Origin of the sequence: Paraburkholderia sediminicola (assembly GCF_046027825.1) — a bacterium.
Taxonomy (GTDB): Bacteria; Pseudomonadota; Gammaproteobacteria; order Burkholderiales; family Burkholderiaceae; genus Paraburkholderia; species Paraburkholderia sediminicola_D.
Genome location: NZ_JAQQDU010000064.1, coordinates 30699 through 51623, shown reverse-complemented (window position 1 = coordinate 51623; position 20925 = coordinate 30699). Strand labels below are relative to the sequence as shown.

Genomic DNA, 20925 nt, shown 5'->3' with positions numbered 1-20925 from the left:
TTAAGTGAGCGGCTGGGGAGATTTCCGCCGGGCCGTTTTCTTTTGCGTGTGTGCGCGATCTCTTTTCAACGCATGCGCCAGTTTTTATTCCGCCGGTATCGCCGCACACCGACCGCCACCCCGCGCGTTCGTTGTAGTATCGCAAGCACTTAGTTTTCACCGCACATGCGGCACCTCATGAGAATTCTCGGCATCGACCCCGGCTTGCGTGTGACCGGTTTTGGCGTAATCGATCAGACCGGACACACGCTCAGCTACGTCGCAAGCGGCGTGATCAAAACCGCCGACGCCGATCTGCCGTCGCGTCTCGGCACCATTTTCGAAGGCATTTCGACGCTGGTCCGTCAGCATTCGCCGGATCAGTCGGCGATCGAAAAGGTGTTCGTCAACGTCAACCCGCAATCCACGCTGCTGCTCGGCCAGGCCCGCGGCGCGGCGATCTGTGGCCTGGTGGCGGGCGGCGTGCCGGTCGCCGAATATACGGCGCTGCAGTTGAAGCAAGCTGTGGTCGGCTACGGCCGCGCGACCAAGGAGCAGATGCAGCAGATGGTGGTGCGGCTACTCAACCTCTCCGGCGTGCCCAGCACCGACGCCGCCGACGCCCTCGGCATGGCGATTTGCCACGCACACGGCGGCACGACCCTGAGCACGCTGGGCGGCATCGCGCCTTCGTTGGCGAAGAAGGGTTTGCGGGTGCGGCGCGGGCGGCTGGTCGGATAGGCGAAAGCGGCGCTCCAGCCACCTTCGCGTTACGCGCGCACGGATCGTGATGCGCGCCACGCCCGACGCGCACTCGCTGCGCTACACTCGCCCTTTCTCTCAAGATTGAATCCGCCATGATCGGTCGCATTGCCGGCGTTCTGCTGGAAAAAAACCCGCCGCATCTGCTCGTCGACTGCAACGGCGTCGGTTACGAAGTCGATGTGCCGATGAGCACGTTCTACAACCTGCCGTCGACCGGCGAACGCGTCGTGCTGCTCACGCAAATGATCGTGCGTGAAGACGCGCATCTGCTCTATGGCTTCGGCACAGCCGAAGAGCGGTCGACCTTCCGTGAATTGCTGAAGATCACCGGTATCGGCGCGCGTATGGCGCTCGCCGTGCTCTCCGGCATGAGCGTGCACGAACTGGCGCAGACCGTCACGATGCAGGACGCAGCGCGCCTGACTCGCGTGCCGGGCATCGGCAAGAAGACGGCGGAGCGACTGCTCCTCGAACTGAAGGGCAAGATCGGCGCCGATCTGGGCGCGATGGCCGGTGCGGCGTCGGCATCCGACCACGCCTCCGATATCCTGAACGCATTGCTCGCATTGGGTTACTCCGAAAAAGAAGCGTTGACGGCCGTCAAGAACGTGCCGGCGGGCACCGGCGTTTCCGAGGGCATCAAGCTCGCGTTGAAGGCGTTGTCCAAGGGTTAAGGCACGAGCCCGTGGGGTCGCGCCGCGTGTGATGGGTAAAGCATCCCATACGGCAGCACGGCGCGCACCCTGGCCGTTCGGCCAAGTCTCGCAATGGGCGGCCCCCGAGGGGGTTTCCTGCGGGGCGCGCGCGGTACAATGACCGCATGATCGAAACCGACAAACTCGCCGCCGAGCGCATCATCGCGGCCACGCCCGTCTCGCCGAACGAAGAAGCGTTCGAGCGCGCGTTGCGCCCGCGCCAGCTCGAAGAATATGTCGGGCAGGAAAAGGTGCGCGGTCAGCTGGAAATCTTCATCGAGGCAGCCAAGCGCCGGTCGGAATCGCTCGACCACGTGCTGCTGTTCGGGCCGCCGGGTCTCGGCAAGACCACCCTCGCGCACATCATCGCGCGGGAAATGGGTGTCAATCTGCGGCAAACCTCCGGCCCGGTGCTCGAACGCGCCGGCGACCTCGCCGCACTGCTCACTAATCTCGAAGCCAACGACGTCCTGTTCATCGACGAAATCCACCGGCTCTCGCCGGTCGTCGAAGAAATTCTGTATCCGGCGTTGGAGGACTATCAGATCGACATCATGATCGGCGAAGGACCCGCCGCGCGCAGCGTGAAGCTGGATCTGCAGCCGTTCACGCTGGTCGGCGCAACCACCCGCGCGGGCATGCTGACCAATCCGCTGCGCGATCGCTTCGGGATCGTCGCGCGGCTCGAGTTTTATAACGCCGAAGAACTGGCGCGCATCGTCACGCGTTCGGCGTCGTTGCTGCATGCGCAGATCCATCCGGACGGCGCCTTCGAAATCGCCAAGCGCGCACGTGGCACGCCGCGTATCGCGAACCGGCTTCTGCGCCGTGTGCGCGATTTCGCCGAAGTGAAAGCGGACGGCAACATCACCGCGCAAGTGGCCGACGCCGCGCTCAAAATGCTCGACGTGGACGCGGTCGGCTTCGACCTGATGGACCGCAAACTGCTCGAAGCGATTCTGCACAAGTTCGACGGCGGCCCGGTCGGCGTCGACAATCTGGCGGCGGCAATCGGCGAAGAGCGCGACACGATCGAAGACGTGCTCGAACCGTATCTGATCCAGCAAGGCTTCCTGCAACGCACGCCGCGCGGTCGCGTCGCCACGCTGCTCACGTACCGGCATTTCGGTCTCGCCGCGCCGGACACTTCGAGTCCCATATCCGGCCTGTGGGATGCGGCCGCGACCTGAACCGGATACACGCCGCGTGAGACCGATTTAAGGATGTCCGATCAAGTCAAGCAGCCCACTTCACGCGGCGGCCTCGCGCAGTTACTCGCGGGCAGAATCCGCTCGAAACTGGCGGCCGGCGTCACACATCTGACAACCGGCAGCGGCCCAACACTCGACTACTCATCGCCGCCGGGAGACCCCGGCCTCTTCGGTCCCGACTCCGTATGCTGGAAAGTCCACGCCGACTTCACGTCGATGATGACGGGCGGCATCAGCGCACTACTGCTCCAGGCTCTGCATCCGCTGGCACTCGCTGGCGTATGGGACCATTCGACGTTTCGCACCGATATTCTGGGACGCCTGCGCCGAACCGCAACGTTCATCTCTGGCACGACTTACGGCAGCCAGCACGACGCTTTAGCGCTAATTGAGCGCGTGAAGCGCATTCACCTCGGCGTCACCGGCGTTGGGCCCGATGGCCAGCCGTATCGCGCGAGCGACCCTGCCCTGCTGACGTGGGTGCACGTGGCCGAAGTGTCGAGTTTCATGGCTGCGCACCTGCGGTACGTGGACCCGTTGCTGCCCGTCGCCGCGCAGGATCAATACTTCGCGGAAACCGCGCGCATCGCCGAGATGCTCGGCGCGTCGAACATTCCGCGCTCACGCGCCGAGATTGACGCTTACCTGCTCGCCATGCAGCCTGAGTTGGTGGCCAGCGAGCGCACAAGCGAAGTCGTGAGAGTTCTGATGAACGCGCCCGCACCTAGCCCTGCAATGCGGCCCGCGGGAGCATTGATGTTGAATGCAGGTGTCGATCTGCTGCCCGATTGGGCGCAAACGATGCTGGGGTTCGAACGATTTTCCGGCATTCGTCGTGCGGTCACGAGGCCCGGCGTGAGGCTGGTCGCACCGGTAATCCGCTGGGCACTGGTGAACGGTGTATCGAAACGGGCGCGCCGACGTGTGGCGGCTACGCGCGAGTCGAAGTAGTCCGCGTATGCGAGAGCGCCTTCTGTGAGACGGCACCCTGCGGGATAGCTCCCACCGCGAAACAGTCCCCCTGCGCGATCGACTCGTGTCGCCTTACCACTTAACGCGTCGGTTCCGGCACCCGCTTCTTGAAGCTATCGTCGTCGCTCGGCGCATCGAGATGCGACACGTCCGCCCACGACACGATCGTCGCCTTGCTGGCGTCGTCGGTGTAATCCACCACGTTGACACTCGTGTTCAGCAACGCGTAATCACGCGGCGCATCGAGTGACAAGCCGCATGCGAACCGGCGCACGCAGTCCAGCACGCCACCGTGCGCGACACAGGCGATTCGTCCGCCCGGATGCGCGGCGACCAGAGGCTCGATCGCGTGCAGCACGCGGTGATAGAGCGTGCGTTGCGATTCACCTTCAGGCGGCGCGAAACCCGGATCGCGGGTTTGCCAGTGCGCGTATTCATCGGGGAAACGGACGGCGATCTCATCGCTGTCATGCCCCTGGAACGCGCCGTATGAACGCTCGCGCAAACCTTCGCGCAATTGCAACGGCAGGCCGAGCGCGTCGGCGATCGGCTGCGCGGTTTGCTGAGCGCGTTGCAGATCGCTTGAATAGATTGCGTCGAGCCGCACGCCCTCCTTCACTTCATTCGCGATGCGGCGTGCAAGGCGCTGAGCCTGCGCGAGGCCAGTCGTCGCGAGCGGAATGTCGATGTGACCTTGAATGCGTTTGATGCGGTTCCAGTCGGTCTCGCCGTGGCGGATAAACAGAATCTGCGTGGTCATGGGATGAGAGTGGGCGCCAGTAGCCGGTTATGCCGAGCCGCTATTGTCGCAAAAAGCGGCTGGAGGAGTGGATGCGTGCCCCCGCCTATACGCGCCGGCGGCCGTCGAAACTCAAGCGTTGGTCTGCAGCCAGAACGTGACCGGCCCGTCATTGACGAGCGACACCTGCATATCGGCGCCGAACTCGCCCGTCTCGACGATCGGGTGCTTTGCGCGCGCGGCCGAGACGAAGTAATCGAACAGGCGCTTGCCTTCGTCCGGCGGTGCGGCGGGCGTGAAGCTCGGGCGCAGGCCGCTGTTGGTGTCAGCCGCCAACGTGAACTGCGAAACGAGCAGCAAGCCGCCTGCGCGCCCGGCACCGTCGAGATTCTGCACGGAGAGATTCATCTTGCCGGCCGCATCGCTGAAGACGCGGTAGCCGAGCACCTTGGCAAGCAGCCGGTCAGCCGCGCCTTCCGTGTCGCCGCGTTCGGCGCAGACGAGCGCAAGCAGGCCCGCCTCGATCGCGCCGGTCACTCGCTCGCCCACGCGCACCTCCGCGCGCCGCACGCGCTGGATCAGCGCGATCATCGGCTCGACTCCGAATGCAACGCTCGCTTCATCATCGCGTTATCGCTGGGCCAACAAGCCATCAAGCCGTCAGCGTAACGCGCGCAAAACGACGCTTGCCGACCTGCACGACATACTCGCCGGCTTCAACTTTCAAGCCCTTGTCTGACACGGTCGTACCGTCGATCTTCACGCCGCCCTGCTCGATGTTGCGCAGCGCCTCGCTGGTCGACGGCACAAGGTTGGCCTGCTTGAGCAACTGGCCGATCGCGAGCGGTGCGCCCGCGAGCGTGACCGCCGGAATATCGTCCGGCACGCCGCCCTTCGCGCGATGATTGAAGTCTTCGAGCGCGCGCTCGGCATCGGCTTGCGAGTGGAAGCGCGCGACGATTTCCTGACCGAGCATCACCTTGAAATCGCGCGGATTGCGGCCCGCTTCGATCTCTTTCTTAAAGCCGGCGATCTCGTCCATCGGACGGAACGACAACAGTTCAAAATAACGCCACATCAGCACGTCGGAGATGCTCATCAGCTTGCCGAACATGTCCGTCGGCTTTTCGCTGATGCCGATGTAGTTGTTCTTCGATTTCGACATCTTCTCGACGCCGTCCAGGCCTTCGAGCAGCGGCATGGTCAAGATGCACTGCTGTTCCTGACCGTACTGCTTCTGCAGTTCACGGCCCACCAGCAGGTTGAACTTCTGATCCGTGCCGCCGAGTTCGAGGTCGGCATTCAGCGCGACCGAGTCGTAGCCTTGCATCAGCGGGTACAGGAATTCGTGGATCGAGATCGGCACGCCGCCCTGGAAACGCTTGGTGAAGTCTTCGCGCTCGAGAATACGCGCCACCGTGTAGCGCGAGGCGAGCTTGATCATGCCGTCGGCGCCGAGCGGCATCGACCATTCGCTGTTGTAGCGGATTTCGGTCTTGTCGCGGTCGAGCACCAGCGCGGCCTGCTCGAAATACGTTTTCGCGTTCGATTCGATCTGCTCGCGCGTGAGCGGCGGGCGCGTGGCGTTGCGGCCCGACGGATCGCCAATCAGCGACGTGAAGTCACCGATCAGGAAAATCACCGTGTGACCGAGGTCCTGCAACTGGCGCATCTTGTTCAGCACGACCGTGTGGCCGATATGGATGTCAGGCGCGGTCGGATCGAGGCCGAGCTTGATGCGCAGGGGCACACCGGTGGCCGCGCTCTTCGCGAGCTTTTGCGCGAATTCGTCCTCGATCAGCAGTTCGTCGACGCCGCGTTTAGTGACGGCGAGTGCGTGACGAACTTCGTCAGTGATCGGGAAGGCGGGGCTAGGTTTGGTGGACTCGGTGCTCATGCTGGAAACTTGAAGTCGCGAAAAAAGGAGATTGTCCCATAGATGCGCGCCGCCGCGCCCACTGACTCAGCCACAAGCGTGCTGCCCGTGCACGATTTCGGCGTGCCGGGCCGCGCCATTGGCTTTGTAGGGCTTTATATTCGACCGCGCTTGCGCCGATAATCTGCTAAAACAGATCGCAACGAATCATCGAGAGGAGCAGCAACGTGGCGCAAGACCCCGCAGACGGCGTCTACTTTGGATTGATGTCCGGCACGAGCATGGACGGCGTGGACGGTATCGCCGTCAGATTTGCCCAAGGTAAGCCGCCGGCGGTGCTGGCTGAGGCGTTTGTCGGCTTCGCGGCAGGCTTGCGCGAGGCGCTGTTCGCGCTTCAACAGCCGGGGGACAACGAGATCGAACGCGAAGCGCTGGCCGCGAATGCGCTCGCCACGCGCTATACCGTGTGCTGCCACGAATTGCTGAATTGCAGCCGCGTGCCGGCCTCGGAAGTCCGTGCAATCGGCGTCCACGGCCAGACGGTACGGCATCGGCCGGAAAAGGGCTACACGCGGCAGATCAACAACCCCGCGCTGCTCGCGGAAATGATGCACATCGACGTGGTCGCCGATTTCCGCAGCCGCGACGTCGCGGCCGGTGGCCAGGGCGCACCGCTCGTGCCGGCGTTTCATGCCACGGTGTTCGGCGCGAAAGACGAAACGCGGGTGGTCTGCAATCTGGGCGGCATCAGCAATATCACGATCCTGAACGCGACCGGCGGCGTGCGCGGCTTCGACTGCGGGCCAGCGAACGCGCTGCTCGACGAATGGGCGCAACGCCATCTCGGCAAGCCTTTTGACGAAAACGGCCATTTCGCCGCGGGCGGACAGGTCGATCGCACGTTGCTGAACGCGCTGCTCGACGAGCCCTTTTTCACGCAGCAACCGCCGAAAAGCACCGGCCGCGACTTGTTCAACCCGCAATGGCTGGATGCAAAGCTCCAACCGTTCGCCGCGCTCGCCCCCGCCGACGTGCAAGCCACACTGGTCGCGCTGACCGCAGTAACGGTTGCTCGCGAAATCGAACGGCACGCATCGGATGCCAAGGCGGTCTATGTGTGTGGCGGCGGTGCGCGCAATCCGGAGATCATGAAGGCCCTGCAACAGGCGCTGGAGGACAGCGGCGTAAGCGGCGTACCCGTGATGACCACCGACGCCCTTGGCGTACCGCCGAGCCAGGTCGAGCCGCTGGCGTTCGCATGGCTGGCGATGCGCTGCATGGCACGCTTGCCAGGCAATTTGCCGGCAGTCACTGGCGCCGCTGCGGAGCGCGTGCTGGGGGCGATCTACCCGCGCTAATCGACGAGCCCGGGTTTTCGTTCAGGCAATAAAAAACGGGGCCGAAGCCCCGTTTCCTTTTACAACCTGTCGGCCAACCGGCCAGCCATCAAACCGAGAACGACGAGCCGCAACCACAGGTGGTCGTAGCGTTCGGGTTCTTGATGACGAACTGCGCGCCGTTGATGTCGTCCTTGTAGTCGATCTCAGCGCCAACCAGATACTGGTAGCTCATCGAATCGATCAGCAGCTGGACGCCGCTCTTGTTCATGACGGTGTCGTCTTCGTTGACGGCTTCGTCGAACGTAAAACCGTACTGAAAGCCCGAGCAGCCGCCGCCCTGCACGAAAACGCGCAGTTTGAGGTCCGCATTGCCTTCTTCTTCGATCAGTTGCTTGACCTTGTCAGCCGCTGCGTCGGTAAAAACGAAGGGGGCGGGCATCTCGGTCACGGGTGTATCGGTGACTGCGTTCATTCGAACTCTCCAAAAAGCTTCTAACCGCTATTGTAGGGCTGATCTCAATATCGTGCTGAAGCCCACAAAATCAATGGGTTCTTCCAGGAAACACGATCGATTGGCGCGCTAGCCGCCATCAGCCTGCCTGAGCGGATCGAACCACCGCCCCAGCGAGAAAACCGTTGTCGCAAACCCAACGCAAAAAACCATTAAAAAAGCCGCCTTCGCGAAAGCGTTGGCGGCTTTTGCAGCGTTCCAGCCCGAAAGCTGGATCGCACACGAAGCGATTAACGCTTCGAGAATTGCTTCCGGCGACGTGCCTTGTGGAAGCCGACCTTCTTACGTTCGACTTCACGAGCATCACGCGTCACGAAGCCAGCCTTCGACAGTTCCGGCTTCAGCGTTGCGTCGTAGTCCATCAGCGCGCGGGTGATGCCGTGGCGAACCGCACCGGCTTGACCCGTTTCACCGCCACCGTTCACGTTGACTTTGATGTCGAACGTGACGCCGTGGTTCGTGAGTTCCAGCGGCTGACGCACGATCATCAGCGACGTTTCGCGCGAGAAGTAATCGGCGATAGGCTTGCCGTTTACAATGATCTCGCCCTTGCCAGCCTTGATGAAGACGCGTGCGACGGCGCTCTTGCGGCGGCCCGTGCCGTAATTCCAGTTACCGATCATGTGGGCTCCCCTTAGATCTCGAGCGCTTTCGGCTGTTGTGCCGAATGCGGATGCGTTGCTTCAGCGTAGACCTTCAGCTTCTTGATCATCGCGTAGCCGAGCGGGCCCTTCGGCAGCATGCCCTTGACCGCTTTCTCGAGCGCACGGCCCGGGAAGCGTTCCTGCATCTTGCCGAACGTCGTTTCATAAATACCGCCCGGGTAACCCGAGTGACGGTAGTACTTCTTGTCAGTAGCCTTGTTGCCCGTGACACGCAGCTTGCCGGCGTTGATAACGATGATGAAATCACCGGTGTCGACGTGCGGAGTGAATTCAGGCTTGTGCTTGCCGCGAAGACGGTGTGCCACTTCGCTGGCGACACGCCCGAGAACCTTATCCGTCGCGTCAATCACGTACCATTCACGCGTAACCTCATGGGCTTTTGCGGAAAACGTCTTCATGATCGATCCAAAAAAATTGCTGCGCCCAATGTATTTTTTCCTGCTTGTAGTGTGCGCATCGAGGCGCGTGCAGGCTCTCCCTGGTTCTTCCTCCGCGGGCGCGGATGCGGAAAAGCCCTGAATTATAAAGGAATTTGCTACACCGAGTCAAAACTTGTGGGATTTGGGGCGAGAAGCCGTAGCCGGCGACGGCCTGGCAGCGCCATATGACCATCCCCATGGTCCACCGAAAGGCATCGGCGACCGGAATGCGCGGGCGAAAAAAAACCCGAACTAGTGGTTCGGGTTTAATCCACCAAAGGAGGAGGTGGAGGAGACAGCGGAGGTTGCAGAACTGCTGCAACCGATGGGGCTGATTATATGAGGCGGCCTTGTGCGACGCAAGAACATTTGCATTGCGAAATGTAATCTCATAATGCGGGATTGTAGTTTGCAAGGCAAAAAACGATGAATTTCCTTTTAAATCAATCACAAAGGCATTTTTAAGCAGCCGCCTAAGCAGACATCACCTAGAGTAAAACCCCTAAATCCGCCAGGGCATTCCCGAATTGGCGGAACATGCCGCACCGCAACACGCAAGCCATCATCGTGCATAAGTTCCGTCGAAAGTCCCTTCGGGCGGACGCGCAAACACCGGGCTACAATGCGTTTTCAATATAAGCACAGCGCGGTGGAGCACAGCATGGAATGCAAAGTTAGCTGGATGGGGCAAGACGGGATGGCGTTTGCGGCCGAGACAGGCAGCGGTCATCTGGTCACGATGGATGGCGCGCCGGAGGGCGGCGGCCGCAATCTCGCGCCGCGTCCGATGGAAATGGTTCTGCTCGGCACGGGCGGCTGCACGGCGTACGACGTCGTGATGATCCTGAAGAAAAGCCGCCAGGAAATCGCCGGCTGCTCGGTGACGCTGAAGGCCGAACGCGCCAGCGAAGATCCGAAAGTGTTCACCAAGATCCACTTCCACTTCACCGTGACGGGCAAGAACCTGAACCCGGCTACCGTGGAACGCGCGATCAATCTGTCGCACGACAAATACTGCTCGGCGTCGATCATGATCGCGAAGACCGCTGAGCTCACGCACTCGTTCGAGATCGTCGCGGGTTGAGCGCGATGCGTCGGCGCGCATTTGAGCAAATCAGCGGGGAAAATAAAAATGCCGGCATCCACCAGGACGCCGGCATTTTTTTGTTGGGTGGCAAAGCAGGCCGATAAGCCGGATTCTGTGCACGCGCCACGTCCGAAAACGCGACGCGCGTAGCAGTCATTCCTCTAGGCGCGCCATTACTGACGCGCTCAAGCTTCCTACCCGCAGACGTGACGGGGGCCCCGTCCTGCATCTCGAAGATGCTAGCCTGCCTACTTGGAATTGCTCCGGGTGGAGGTTACCGTGCCGGTCTGCCTTGCAGCAGCCGCGGTGCGCTCTTACCGCACCGTTTCACCCTTACCTGATCCCGGCTTGCGCCGGGCCATCGGCGGTTTGCTTTCTGTTGCCCTGTTCCGCGTGTCACCACGGATGGCCGTTAGCCATCACCCTGCCCTATGGAGTCCGGACTTTCCTCGCCCTCTTTGGCCGAAACCGCAGAGGCCGCGACTGCCTGGCCTGCTTTGCTGGCGCGCATTTTAACACTGTGGCGGAGAGGGTGCGGCTTTAGCGCGAACGTCGCCCCGTGCGAAAGACGGACGTGTCGTCGTAAAACACGGGCGATTCGTTCCCGGCACACCAGCCCGGAATCCCCAGCACGGGCAGCGGTGCGAACATGCGGCTCGTCAACGCGTCGGTGTTCAGGAGTGCCGTGCTGACCGACTCGTCGAGCCATGCGTCGCGCGCCGCTGCGTTCCACCCGAAGTATTTGGACGGCACGTCAACGATCCACGCGTGGCCCGTGCAGGCCTTGAACGGCGCGATCAGCTTTTCCAGTAGCGCGTGACCGAAGCAGCGCACTTCGCAGCGCGCCCCCCAGGCATCACGGTGCGCAACGAGCAGCGTTTGCCAGTCGAAACCGCGCAATGCCGCGCTCAACACCGGGTCGGCACAGGCGAACAGCAACGCGTTCTCGTCGAACAAGGTCAACGTGTCGCGTACGCCACCGCGGGTCGGACCGACGCCTAACACGTCGATTGCCGCCGACTGCCGTGCGTTCAGCGCCGCCTTGATACGCGGAAACGCGAACCACATCGACCCGTTGAAGAAATCATGGAGGTTGTGGCGCGTCGGCACGCAGCCCGTCGACGCGATGTGCGCCTCGTAAGCCGCGCCCGGTGGCAGATCGTCCTGCGCAATGAAAGCGAGGCGCTGCCCGCGCCCCGTGACCTGCCGCATCTCGCCGGCATCGGCGTTCATTTCCGCAAGCAAGGCCGCGTAGCTCGTTAGCGCGCCCTGCTGCCAGCGTTCGCCGCGCGCCGCGAACTGCGCGAACCACGGCTTCGACCAGTCGATATCGGCGAAACCGAAGCCCACGCGCGCCGCCTCTTGCACCTGCATTTAACGCAACCTCAGACGAGGCGCCAGCCAATCGTCTCACCGCCACGCAGCGGCACAACAGGCGTGTCGCCAACCGGCAATTCAGCCGGCAGCGTCCATTCTTCGCGACGAAGCGTGACCTTCTCTTCGCTGCGCGGCAGACCGTAGAAATCCGCGCCGAAGAAGCTGGCGAAGCCCTCGAGCTTGTCCAGTGCGCCGGCCTTATCGAACGCTTCCGTGTAGAGCTCGAGTGCATGCAGCGCCGTGTAGCACCCCGCGCAGCCGCAGGCGTGCTCTTTCAAGCCCTTCGGATGCGGCGCGCTATCGGTGCCGAGGAAGAAACGCGGATTGCCCGAGGTCGCCGCCTCGACCAGCGCCACGCGATGCGTCTCGCGCTTCAACACCGGCAGGCAGTAGTAATGCGGGCGAATGCCGCCCTGGAAGATCGCGTTACGGTTGTACAGCAGATGGTGCGCGGTAATCGTCGCGCCCAGCAGCCCCGGCGCCACGCCGGCGTCACGGATGTAGTCGACGGCATCTTTCGTGGTGATGTGCTCGAACACCACCTTCAGCGCCGGAAATTCGCGGCGCAGCGGCGTCATCACGCGGTCGATGAACACTTTCTCGCGGTCGAACAGGTCGATCGACGAATCGGTCACTTCGCCGTGCACCAGCAGCGGCATACCGGTTTCCTGCATCACCTCGAGCGTTTTGGCGCACTTCATGATGTCCGTGACGCCCGCGTCCGAGTTGGTCGTCGCACCCGCCGGGTATAGCTTCACGCCATGCACGAAGCCGCTTTCGCGCGCGCGGCGGATTTCGTCGGGCGGCGTGTTGTCGGTGAGGTACAGCGTCATCAGCGGCTCGAACTTCGCCCCGGCCGGGGTCGCGGCGACGATGCGCTCGCGGTACGCCTCTGCCATCGCGGTCGTGGTGACCGGCGGCTTCAGGTTAGGCATGATGATCGCGCGGCCGAACTGGCGCGCGGTGTCCGGCAACACGGCAGCGAGCATCTCGCCGTCGCGAACGTGCAGGTGCCAGTCGTCCGGGCGGGCGAGCGTAACGGTGTCGATGGAAGCGAGGGAGGCGTTGGAAGCGGTCATGGCGAGAGGGGAACGAGATTCGGCGGCAAAAAAGCAAATCGGCATGCTCAAAGCGGTACAAATCACAGCAAATCGCAACGCTAAGGCCTAAACATACGTCAATTTTGCTATTTGGCGCTTATGGCTCGGTGATATGCTTGGAAAATCATCATTGTAACGGCTCGCCCCGTTCACAGGCTTACCCGCAACATGTGCCAACTTCTCGGAATGAACTGCGCCGCGCCGACGGACGTCACGTTCTCGTTCACCGGCTTTGCGGCGCGCGGCGGCGTCACCGATCACCACGCAGACGGCTGGGGCATCGCCTTCTTCGAAGACAAAGCCTGCCGCCTGTTCATCGACCATCAATCGTCGGCCACCTCGCCGATCGCCGAGATGGTCAAGCGCTACCCGATCAAATCGAAAAACACGATCGCGCATATCCGCAAGGCGACCCAAGGGCACATCCTGCTCGAAAACTGCCATCCGTTCATGCGCGAACTGTGGGGGCGCCACTGGATCTTCGCGCATAACGGCGACCTGAAAGACTATTCGCCGGCGCTAAACGGCGTCTATCAACCTGTCGGCACGACCGATAGCGAACTCGCGTTCTGCGCGCTGCTGCAAGGTTTGCGCAAGGCGTTCCCGGGCTGCCAACCGCCGCTGGAAGAACTGTTCCAGGCACTCGAAGCCCTCACGCGCGAGATCACGCAATTCGGCGTGTTCAATTTCCTGATGTCGAACGGCCAGGCGCAGTTTGCGCATTGCTCGACGCATCTGTACTACATCGTGCGGCGCTGGCCGTTCTCGACCGCCCATCTGGTCGATGCGGACGTGTCGATCGATTTCGCCAAATACACGACGCCGGAAGACCGCGTCGCCGTGATCGCAACCAAGCCGCTCACCGATAACGAAGTGTGGACCGCTTTCAAACCGGGCGATCTGATGATGTTCCAGCACGGCGAAGTGATCGGCCGGGTCAACGTCCCGGTGCCGGCTTCGGTGCTGGAAAAGCTGCGCAATCCGGCTTTGGACGCATCGGCTTCGGCAACGACGATCGCGGCTTCGGTTGAGCCGGTGGCGACAGCCGAGGTCGACCTCGAAGCGGCCGACGACACCGCCGCTTTCGAATCCTGAGCTGCGAACGCGCTCGCTAACGGCGGAACGACCAACCCTCGCTTGCCTCGCGAACCTTGGAAAGGTCGACGTCAGAAACAAAAAAGCCGCTTCTTCCGATGAAGCGGCTTTTTTTCTGCATGAGCCACGCCAACTAACCGACGCAGCCCAGCGACAAATTTAGTGCAGGATCTTCGCTAGAAAATCCTTCGCACGATCCGACTTCGGATTCGCGAAGAAGTCTTCCTTGCGGTCGTCTTCGACGATCAAGCCCTTGTCCATGAAGATCACGCGGTGCGCGACCTTCTTGGCAAAGCCCATTTCGTGCGTGACGCACATCATCGTCATCCCTTCCTGCGCGAGTTCGACCATCACGTCGAGCACTTCGTTGATCATTTCCGGATCGAGCGCCGAGGTCGGTTCGTCGAACAGCATGGCGATCGGGTCCATCGACAGTGCGCGCGCAATCGCCACACGCTGCTGCTGACCACCCGACAATTGCCCCGGAAACTTATCCGCATGCGCACGCAGACCGACGCGATCGAGCAGCTTGTAGCCCTTGGTGGTGGCTTCGTCCTTCGAGCGGCCGAGCACCTTGATCTGTGCGAGCGTCAGGTTCTGCACGATCGACAGATGCGGAAACAGCTCGAAGTGCTGGAACACCATGCCGACCTTGGCACGCAGCTTCGACAGATTGGTTTTCTTGTCGGTCAGCGATTGGCCGTTGATGACGATCTCGCCCTTCTGGAACGGCTCGAGGCCGTTAACGGTTTTGATCAGCGTGGACTTGCCCGAGCCCGACGGCCCGCACACCACCACCACTTCACCTTTTTTGACTTCCGTCGTGCAGTCGGTCAGTACTTGAAACTGACCGTACCACTTCGAAACATTCTTGATAGAGATCATCTTGCGACCTTTTTCTGAAGACCTTTGACGAGGCTCGACGCGATCACGCAGATCACGAAATAACACGCGCCCGCGAACAGTACCATTTCGACATTCGTACCGTCACGGTCGCCAATATTCGTGGCGGTGCGGAAGAAGTCGGCGAGGCTGATCACGTAGACGAGCGACGTATCCTGAAACAGCACGATACCTTGGGTAAGCAGCAGAGGCACCATCGCACGAAACGCCTGTGGCAGCACGATGAGGCGCATGGCCTGCGGGTAGCTCATGCCGAGCGCGAACGCGGCATTGACCTGCCCGCGCGGCACCGCCTGAATACCGGCGCGGATGATCTCCGAATAGTACGCAGCCTCGAACAGCGAGAAAGCGACCATCGCCGACGCCAGCCGAATGTCGATATCCGGTGACAGGCCCAGCACGTTTTGCAGGACCTGCGGCACGATCAGGAAGAACCACAGCAGCACCATCACGAGCGGGATCGAACGGAAGATCGTGACATAACCCTTCGCGAACCATTCGAACGGCTTGAATGGCGACAGCCGCATCATCGCGAGAATGGTGCCCCAGACGATGCCAATCACGATCGCGATGAGCGTGATCTGGATGGTGACGATGGCGCCGGTCCACAGCGTAGGCAGTGCGCCCGGAATACCGCTCCAGTCGAAATGATGCATCACTTACCTCCGATATAGCCGGGCAACCGGGTCTTGTGTTCGACCCAGCGCATCAGTTGCATCACGACCAGATTGATCAGCACATAGGCCAGCGTGACCGCGATGAACGACTCATACGTCTGCGACGTGTAATCGACCAGTTGACGCGCCTGGGCGGACAGATCCAGCAGACCGATCGTCGACGCGACTGCCGAGTTCTTGAAGATGTTCAGAAACTCGGACGTGAGCGGCGGCACGATGATCCGGTACGCCACCGGCAGTAGCACGTAGCGATACGTCTGCCATTGCGTGAAACCCATGGCCAGACCCGCGGCGCGCTGGCCGCGCGGCAACGCGTTGATGCCCGAGCGCACCTGCTCGCACACGCGTGCGGCAGTGAAGAGCCCAAGACAGATGATCGACGACGAGAAGAACTGCGCGCCCGGCGGCAGTTGCTTGAACCAGTTGCCCATCGACGGCGGCAGCAACTCCGGTATCACCAGATACCAGATGAAGAACTGCACGATCAGTGGGATGTTGCGAAAGATCGCGACATAGAGCGTACCGATACCCGACGCCCATTTGTTCGGCAGGGTGCGCAGCACACCGAAAAACGAACCGACGATCAGCGCGATCACCCATGCCGACAGCGACACGGTAATCGTCACCCAGAAGCCGGACATCAGCCAGCCCAGATAGGTGGTCGGCTCGCCGGTGGAGACCGGACTCAGCAGAATGCCCCAGTTCCAGTGATATGACATGACCAAGACTCCAGCAAAAAGAAACGGAAGAAGCGCACGGCCCCTTCCGTCTCGTTTAGCGTTTCAAAAAAACAGCTAAGGTTTAATCGATTGCCTTGTCATTCGGGCTCTTGTAGAGCGCCTTGATGTCATCGCTTTCCGGAAAGTTCAGGTTCAGGCCCTTCGGCGGAATCGGCGATTCGAACCACTTCTTGTAGATCGCATCGGCTTCACCCGAGGTTTCGACCTTCGCGATCGCGTCGTCCACAACCTTCTTGAATTCCGGATCGTTCTTGCGAATCATGCAGCCGTACGCTTCATGCGATTGCGGCGTGCCGACGATCACGAAGTCACCCGGGTTGTTCGACTTGGCGCGCTCACCTGCCAACAGCGCATCGTCCATCATGAACGCAGCAGCACGGCCGGTGGAGAGCGTCAGGAACGACTCGCCATGGTCCTTCGCGCTGATGATGTTCATGCCCATGCTCTTGTCCTGGTTCATCTTGCGAAGCAGGCGCTCGGAGGTGGTGCCGGCCGTCGTGACGACGGTCTTGCCCTTCAGGTCCGCGAAGTCCTTGATGCCGGAGTCTTTCTTGGTCATCAGGCGCGTGCCGATCACGAAGATCGTGTTCGAGAAGGCAGCTTGTTGCTGGCGCTCGGCGTTATTCGTGGTCGAGCCGCATTCCATGTCGACGGTGCCGTTCTGCACCAGCGGAATACGGTTTTGCGACGTGACCGGCGTCAGCTTGACCTTCAGGTTAGGCATGTTCAGCTTCTGCTTAACCGCCTCCACCACCTTCAGCGCGAATTCCTGCGAGTAGCCGATGACATTCTGCTTGTCGTCGTAATACGAAAACGGGATCGACGATTCGCGGTGCCCCAGCGAAATGACGCCTGTGTCCTTGATCTTTTTCAGCGTACCGGCGTCTTGCGCATGCGCGCCAACCGTAAACAGGCCGAGAGTCGCGAGCAGCAGCGCAGCTTTTTTAATCTTCATGTGTGATCTCCTTGGCAAGAACCGGCGCCAGTTTAGCAAAGTAATTATTCTGAAAGTATTGCTATAAACCATGTTTTTTTGCGTGTCTCCCAAATGCCGAAAAGGACTTCCTTCGGCGCGGGGGACTTCTTTCGGAGCGCGCGCCGCCACTGGACGACGGCGCCTTAACCCGGCAAGCCAAACCCGGCGGACATACGAACGCGGGCGGCATCGATAAGATGCCGCCCGCAAGGTGATGCACGGAGTCTTGTGGACCGCGTCGAAGCATGTTTTGGCAGCGGCCCGCGAGGTAGCGGACCGGCTGTTTCAGACTGACAAATCAGGGGTACAGACCGCGCAATTCACGCGCTTCCAGAATCCGCTTACACGCGACGATAAACGCCGCGGTCCGCACGGACACCTTCTGTTCGCTCGACACTTGCCACACGGCGGCAAAGGCTTCGCGCATCACGCGCTCGAGACGCTGGTTGATCTCGTCTTCCGTCCAGAAGAAGCTCGAGAAGTCCTGCACCCATTCGAAGTACGACACCGTCACGCCACCGGCATTCGCCACCACGTCCGGAATCACGAGGATGCCGCGGTCGTGCAGAATGTCGTCCGCTGCCGTGGTGGTCGGGCCGTTGGCGCCTTCCACGACGATCTTCGTCTTGATCTTCGCTGCGTTCTTTTCGGTGATCTGGTTTTCCAGCGCAGCCGGAATCAGGATGTCGGATTCGACCGTCCAGAAATCTTCGTTCGCGATCGCATCGGCTTCCGGGAAACCGCCCACGCCGCCCGTCTTCGCCACGTGAGCCAGCAGCGCGACAGCATCGATACCGGTCGACTTGTACAACGTGCCGGTGTGATCCTGCACCGCGACCAACTTCGAACCCGCTTCCTGGAACAGACGCGCCGCGATGCCGCCCACGTTACCGAAGCCCTGCACGGCGATACGCGCGCCTTCGATGTCGACACCAATGCGGCGTGCGGCTTCGGAGGCAACCACGAACACGCCACGGCCCGTCGCTTCACGACGGCCCAGCGAACCACCCAGCGTGATCGGCTTGCCCGTCACGACGCCCGTAGCCGTTTGGCCCTGGTTCATCGAGTACGTGTCCATCATCCACGCCATGATCTGCTCGTTCGTGTTCACGTCCGGCGCGGGAATGTCGGTATTCGGCCCGATGATGATGCCGATTTCGCTCGTGTAGCGGCGCGTCATGCGCTCCAGCTCGCCACGCGACAAGGTGCGCGGGTCGACACGAATACCGCCCTTCGCGCCGCCGTACGGCACGTTCACAGCAGCATTCTTCACCGACATCCACGCCGACAGCGCCATCACTTCCGACAGCGTCACGTCCTGGTGGTAACGCACGCCGCCCTTACCCGGACCGCGCGACACGTTGTGCTGCACGCGATAGCCTTCGAAGTGCGCGACCGTACCGTTATCGAGTTCGATAGGCACATCGACAATCAGAATGCGCTTCGGGCGCTTCAGGGTTTCGAGCCAGCGGGACAGCGAGCCGAGATACGGCGCGACGCGGTCGACCTGACGCAGGTAGTTACCCCACGGGCCGAGGTCTTCGCTATTGAGGTAGGAGGGAACGGACTGCAACGATGATGCGGATTGTGCGGCTTGTTGCTGGGAAGACATGAACGCTCCGGCGTTGATCGAATAGCAGCATTGTCGAAAAACGCCGTTTTGAAATCCAATGCCGTTTCCTTATCCGATTATGTTTTTTTTGCATAACCATCAAGAAGCCGCAAATCCGCGTCGTAGGGACGCAGGTTTTCAGACAGCGCCCGTGCTTTGGGCCAGCTCCTCCGAGACGACGTCCCACAGTTGCCGCACGAGTATCTGCCGCGCATCGTCGCTCTTTGCCGCGAGCTTGTCGCGATAGAGGCGGATCTCCATGCTCAGTGTGAGCTGCCCCTCGGGCGTGCCGCGCGTTGCGCGGTCCAGGCGGATCAGCTTGCCGTCGGCGACCGCCTCATCCACCGCGCTATAGGGCAGGAAGGCGATGCCGTGGCCGGCCAGCGCCATCGCCTTGAGCCCCTCGGCCATGTCGGTTTCGTACAGGCGATCGAGATAAAGACGCTCCGGCGCGTTGGCGAGGATCACTTCGGTCATGCGGCCCAGATACGCGTTCGGCGTGTAGGTCAGATAGGGCGTGGGTGTCTCTGCCGTGCCCGGCAGCGTGTGCCGCGGGCGCCCTGCGCGACCCGGCGCCGAGAACGGGCTGATCGGCTCGTTGCCGAGCGTGAGCATGTCGTAGCGCGCCGGATCGAGTGCGATTGGATGGCTCGGATGGTGATAGGCCATCATCAGATCGCAGCCGCCTTCCACCAGCGCCAACGCCGCGTCGTGCACGTTCAACGCCCGCAGCCGGGTATGGATCGGGCCCATTTGCGCTTCGATGCGCTGCAGCCAGCGCGGGAAGTACGTAAGCGACAGCGTGTGCGGCACCGCGAACTCGATGGTCGCCTGCGGCGTCGCCGTGTGCCCGCGCAGCAGGGCACGCGCCTCGTGGAACTGCGACAGCATGGCGAGCGCCTGCTCGTAGAACACCTGGCCTGCCGCCGTCAGCCGCGTCGGGTAAACCGAACGATCGATCAGTTCCGTGCCCAGCCACGCCTCCAGCGCCTGAATCCGCCGCGAAAAAGCCGGCTGCGTGACGTGACGCGATTCGGCCGAGCGGCTGAAACTACGCGTTTCCGCGAGCGAAACGAAGTCTTCGAGCCATTTCAGTTCCATGCGGAGCCTGCTGCCAGCGGGAGAGAGGAAGTCAGCATTCTAGATCGTGTCGCGATGCAGACCGTCTCAAGCGAGTTCAGCTCCAGCTATGCCGCCACACAAAATCGGATTCCGCCGATAGCCCCGCTCCCGGCGTGCCTATATCTTGCCGGACGCAAGGCGCGAGGCGCGATGCCCGCTCCGCCATGAACAGCGGCTGTCACAGCGGACGCAGTCGGTTGCCGTGCTGAATCACAGCACGCCGCGGCACCCCAACACCAGTTATCGACAACGCCCCTTCGGGCGACACCCTGCCCATGCCCCCACTCGTCTCCATCATCACGCCCACAGCCAATCGCGAACGTCTGCTGCCGGCCGTTTCACGCTGCGTGCGCAACCAGCAGGTCGACTGGGAATGGTTGATTCTCGACGACAGCCCCGAGCCCAGCCTCTACATGCAGGCGCTGGCTGCGAGCGACGCACGCGTTCACTACTATCATTCGGGCACGCGCATGTCGATCGGTGCGAAACGGAACTACCTGATCGGTGAGGCACGAGGTTCGGTCATCGCGCATTTCGATGACGACGACTACTATGCGCCGCACTACCTGTCGGGCATGGTCAGCATGTTGGAGGACAACGGCGCCGATCTGATCAAACTGTCGGCATTTTTCATGTACGCGCCGCATACCCAGTTCTTCGGCTACATGGACCTGAACGCCAAGGTCGGTCACCACTACCAGCTCACCGGCCGTTCAGTGGAACAGATCGAGTTCCACGACAAGATGCAGATTGGCGCGAATTTCATTCTGTTCTATGGTTTCTCGTACGTGTACAAAAAGACGCTTGCCGCGGTGTCCGGCTTTGACGACATCAACCTGTGCGACGACGAGAGCTTCATCAAGCGTGTGGTCGAGGCAGACCACATGGTGATCGCGGCCGACGATCCGCGGCAAAGCTGTCTGCATCTAGTGCATCCCGCGTCCACCTCGCGCTGCTTCTCGCGTTACTCGATACCGCCGTTTATTCTGCCCACCCTCTTTCCCGGCTACGAAGGCTACCCGGACTGACCGCCCCCGAGGCAAACCGGTGGAATAAGGGGCGCC

22 protein-coding genes and 1 other RNA gene are annotated in these 20925 nt (G+C 61.6%); 8 read left to right on the top strand and 15 right to left on the bottom strand.

The window, feature by feature from the left end; genetic code table 11:
- Positions 1 to 177: 177 nt before the first annotated feature.
- The 4 genes from ruvC (at position 178) to PQQ96_RS28845 (ending at position 3601) form a co-directional block, all read left to right on the top strand.
- Positions 178 to 720, top strand: coding sequence for a crossover junction endodeoxyribonuclease RuvC (gene ruvC / locus PQQ96_RS28860; protein ID WP_074282234.1), 543 nt, complete (start codon positions 178 to 180; stop codon positions 718 to 720).
- Between the two features lie 116 nt (positions 721 to 836).
- Entirely contained in the window at positions 837 to 1418 is a 582-nt protein-coding gene (gene ruvA / locus PQQ96_RS28855) for a Holliday junction branch migration protein RuvA (protein ID WP_408298953.1), read from the top strand.
- A gap of 146 nt (positions 1419 to 1564) precedes the next feature.
- Positions 1565 to 2629 carry a Holliday junction branch migration DNA helicase RuvB gene (gene ruvB / locus PQQ96_RS28850; RefSeq protein WP_408298951.1) on the top strand — a complete coding sequence of 355 codons (1065 nt, stop codon included), beginning with the start codon at positions 1565 to 1567 and terminating at the stop codon, positions 2627 to 2629.
- A 33-nt stretch (positions 2630 to 2662) separates the two neighbouring features.
- The gene (locus PQQ96_RS28845) at positions 2663 to 3601 is read left to right on the top strand and encodes an oxygenase MpaB family protein (protein ID WP_408298949.1); all 939 of its coding nucleotides are present in this window, start codon (positions 2663 to 2665) and stop codon (positions 3599 to 3601) included.
- Positions 3602 to 3701: 100 nt separating this feature from the next.
- On the opposite strand, the gene PQQ96_RS28840 is transcribed toward PQQ96_RS28845, so the two are convergent.
- The 3 genes from PQQ96_RS28840 to tyrS all read right to left on the bottom strand — a co-directional run bounded on the left by PQQ96_RS28840 (position 3702) and on the right by tyrS (position 6258).
- The gene (locus PQQ96_RS28840; protein ID WP_408298947.1) at positions 3702 to 4382 is read right to left on the bottom strand and encodes a histidine phosphatase family protein; all 681 of its coding nucleotides are present in this window, start codon (positions 4380 to 4382) and stop codon (positions 3702 to 3704) included.
- 111 nt (positions 4383 to 4493) lie between these two features.
- Positions 4494 to 4952, bottom strand: coding sequence for a D-aminoacyl-tRNA deacylase (gene dtd, locus PQQ96_RS28835; protein ID WP_201076572.1), 459 nt, complete (start codon positions 4950 to 4952; stop codon positions 4494 to 4496).
- A gap of 61 nt (positions 4953 to 5013) precedes the next feature.
- Complete coding sequence (gene tyrS / locus PQQ96_RS28830; protein WP_408298945.1) at positions 5014 to 6258, bottom strand: tyrosine--tRNA ligase; 1245 nt, start codon at positions 6256 to 6258, stop codon at positions 5014 to 5016.
- A 206-nt stretch (positions 6259 to 6464) separates the two neighbouring features.
- Here tyrS and PQQ96_RS28825 point away from each other — a divergent pair, with 206 nt between their 5' ends.
- Positions 6465 to 7595, top strand: coding sequence for an anhydro-N-acetylmuramic acid kinase (locus PQQ96_RS28825; protein ID WP_408298943.1), 1131 nt, complete (start codon positions 6465 to 6467; stop codon positions 7593 to 7595).
- Between the two features lie 88 nt (positions 7596 to 7683).
- Here PQQ96_RS28825 and erpA read toward each other — a convergent pair whose 3' ends face one another.
- The 3 genes from erpA to rplM form a co-directional block, all read right to left on the bottom strand.
- Positions 7684 to 8049, bottom strand: coding sequence for an iron-sulfur cluster insertion protein ErpA (gene erpA / locus PQQ96_RS28820; RefSeq protein ID WP_007180424.1), 366 nt, complete (start codon positions 8047 to 8049; stop codon positions 7684 to 7686).
- 269 nt (positions 8050 to 8318) lie between these two features.
- Positions 8319 to 8711 (bottom strand): 30S ribosomal protein S9, encoded by a 393-nt coding sequence (gene rpsI, locus PQQ96_RS28815; protein ID WP_007180423.1) that lies wholly within the window; start codon positions 8709 to 8711, stop codon positions 8319 to 8321.
- A gap of 11 nt (positions 8712 to 8722) precedes the next feature.
- Positions 8723 to 9151, bottom strand: coding sequence for a 50S ribosomal protein L13 (rplM, locus tag PQQ96_RS28810; protein ID WP_007180422.1), 429 nt, complete (start codon positions 9149 to 9151; stop codon positions 8723 to 8725).
- A 682-nt stretch (positions 9152 to 9833) separates the two neighbouring features.
- Between rplM and PQQ96_RS28805 the strand changes: the two genes are divergently transcribed.
- Positions 9834 to 10256 (top strand): OsmC family protein, encoded by a 423-nt coding sequence (locus PQQ96_RS28805; RefSeq protein ID WP_074282226.1) that lies wholly within the window; start codon positions 9834 to 9836, stop codon positions 10254 to 10256.
- An 88-nt stretch (positions 10257 to 10344) separates the two neighbouring features.
- On the opposite strand, the gene rnpB is transcribed toward PQQ96_RS28805, so the two are convergent.
- From rnpB to pyrC, 3 genes are all read right to left on the bottom strand, one after another.
- An RNA gene (gene rnpB / locus PQQ96_RS28800) (RNase P RNA component class A) lies at positions 10345 to 10758 on the bottom strand.
- Between the two features lie 41 nt (positions 10759 to 10799).
- Positions 10800 to 11633 (bottom strand): DUF3025 domain-containing protein, encoded by an 834-nt coding sequence (locus tag PQQ96_RS28795; RefSeq protein ID WP_408298941.1) that lies wholly within the window; start codon positions 11631 to 11633, stop codon positions 10800 to 10802.
- A gap of 11 nt (positions 11634 to 11644) precedes the next feature.
- On the bottom strand, positions 11645 to 12715 hold the full coding sequence (gene pyrC, locus PQQ96_RS28790; protein ID WP_408298939.1) for a dihydroorotase: 1071 nt from the start codon (positions 12713 to 12715) through the stop codon (positions 11645 to 11647).
- A gap of 189 nt (positions 12716 to 12904) precedes the next feature.
- On the opposite strand from pyrC, the gene PQQ96_RS28785 reads away from it, so the two are divergent.
- Positions 12905 to 13831 (top strand): class II glutamine amidotransferase, encoded by a 927-nt coding sequence (locus PQQ96_RS28785; protein WP_408298937.1) that lies wholly within the window; start codon positions 12905 to 12907, stop codon positions 13829 to 13831.
- Between the two features lie 159 nt (positions 13832 to 13990).
- Here the strand turns inward: PQQ96_RS28785 and PQQ96_RS28780 are convergent, their stop codons facing one another.
- From PQQ96_RS28780 to PQQ96_RS28755, 6 genes are all read right to left on the bottom strand, one after another.
- The gene (locus PQQ96_RS28780; protein WP_074282222.1) at positions 13991 to 14716 is read right to left on the bottom strand and encodes an amino acid ABC transporter ATP-binding protein; all 726 of its coding nucleotides are present in this window, start codon (positions 14714 to 14716) and stop codon (positions 13991 to 13993) included.
- Positions 14713 to 15390 carry a glutamate/aspartate ABC transporter permease GltK gene (gltK, locus tag PQQ96_RS28775; protein WP_408298935.1) on the bottom strand — a complete coding sequence of 226 codons (678 nt, stop codon included), beginning with the start codon at positions 15388 to 15390 and terminating at the stop codon, positions 14713 to 14715. The genes PQQ96_RS28780 and gltK overlap by 4 nt, the downstream gene beginning before the upstream one ends.
- Positions 15390 to 16130: an amino acid ABC transporter permease gene (locus PQQ96_RS28770; RefSeq protein WP_408298934.1), complete on the bottom strand. Its 741-nt coding sequence runs from the start codon at positions 16128 to 16130 to the stop codon at positions 15390 to 15392. The genes gltK and PQQ96_RS28770 overlap by 1 nt, the downstream gene beginning before the upstream one ends.
- Positions 16131 to 16212: 82 nt before the next feature.
- Positions 16213 to 17106 (bottom strand): glutamate/aspartate ABC transporter substrate-binding protein, encoded by an 894-nt coding sequence (locus PQQ96_RS28765; protein ID WP_408298932.1) that lies wholly within the window; start codon positions 17104 to 17106, stop codon positions 16213 to 16215.
- A 319-nt stretch (positions 17107 to 17425) separates the two neighbouring features.
- Positions 17426 to 18739: a Glu/Leu/Phe/Val family dehydrogenase gene (locus PQQ96_RS28760; protein ID WP_408298930.1), complete on the bottom strand. Its 1314-nt coding sequence runs from the start codon at positions 18737 to 18739 to the stop codon at positions 17426 to 17428.
- 138 nt (positions 18740 to 18877) lie between these two features.
- Positions 18878 to 19840 carry a LysR family transcriptional regulator gene (locus tag PQQ96_RS28755; RefSeq protein ID WP_408298928.1) on the bottom strand — a complete coding sequence of 321 codons (963 nt, stop codon included), beginning with the start codon at positions 19838 to 19840 and terminating at the stop codon, positions 18878 to 18880.
- 296 nt (positions 19841 to 20136) lie between these two features.
- Here PQQ96_RS28755 and PQQ96_RS28750 point away from each other — a divergent pair, with 296 nt between their 5' ends.
- Entirely contained in the window at positions 20137 to 20889 is a 753-nt protein-coding gene (locus tag PQQ96_RS28750; protein ID WP_408298926.1) for a glycosyltransferase family 2 protein, read from the top strand.
- The last annotated feature ends 36 nt before the right edge of the window (positions 20890 to 20925 follow it).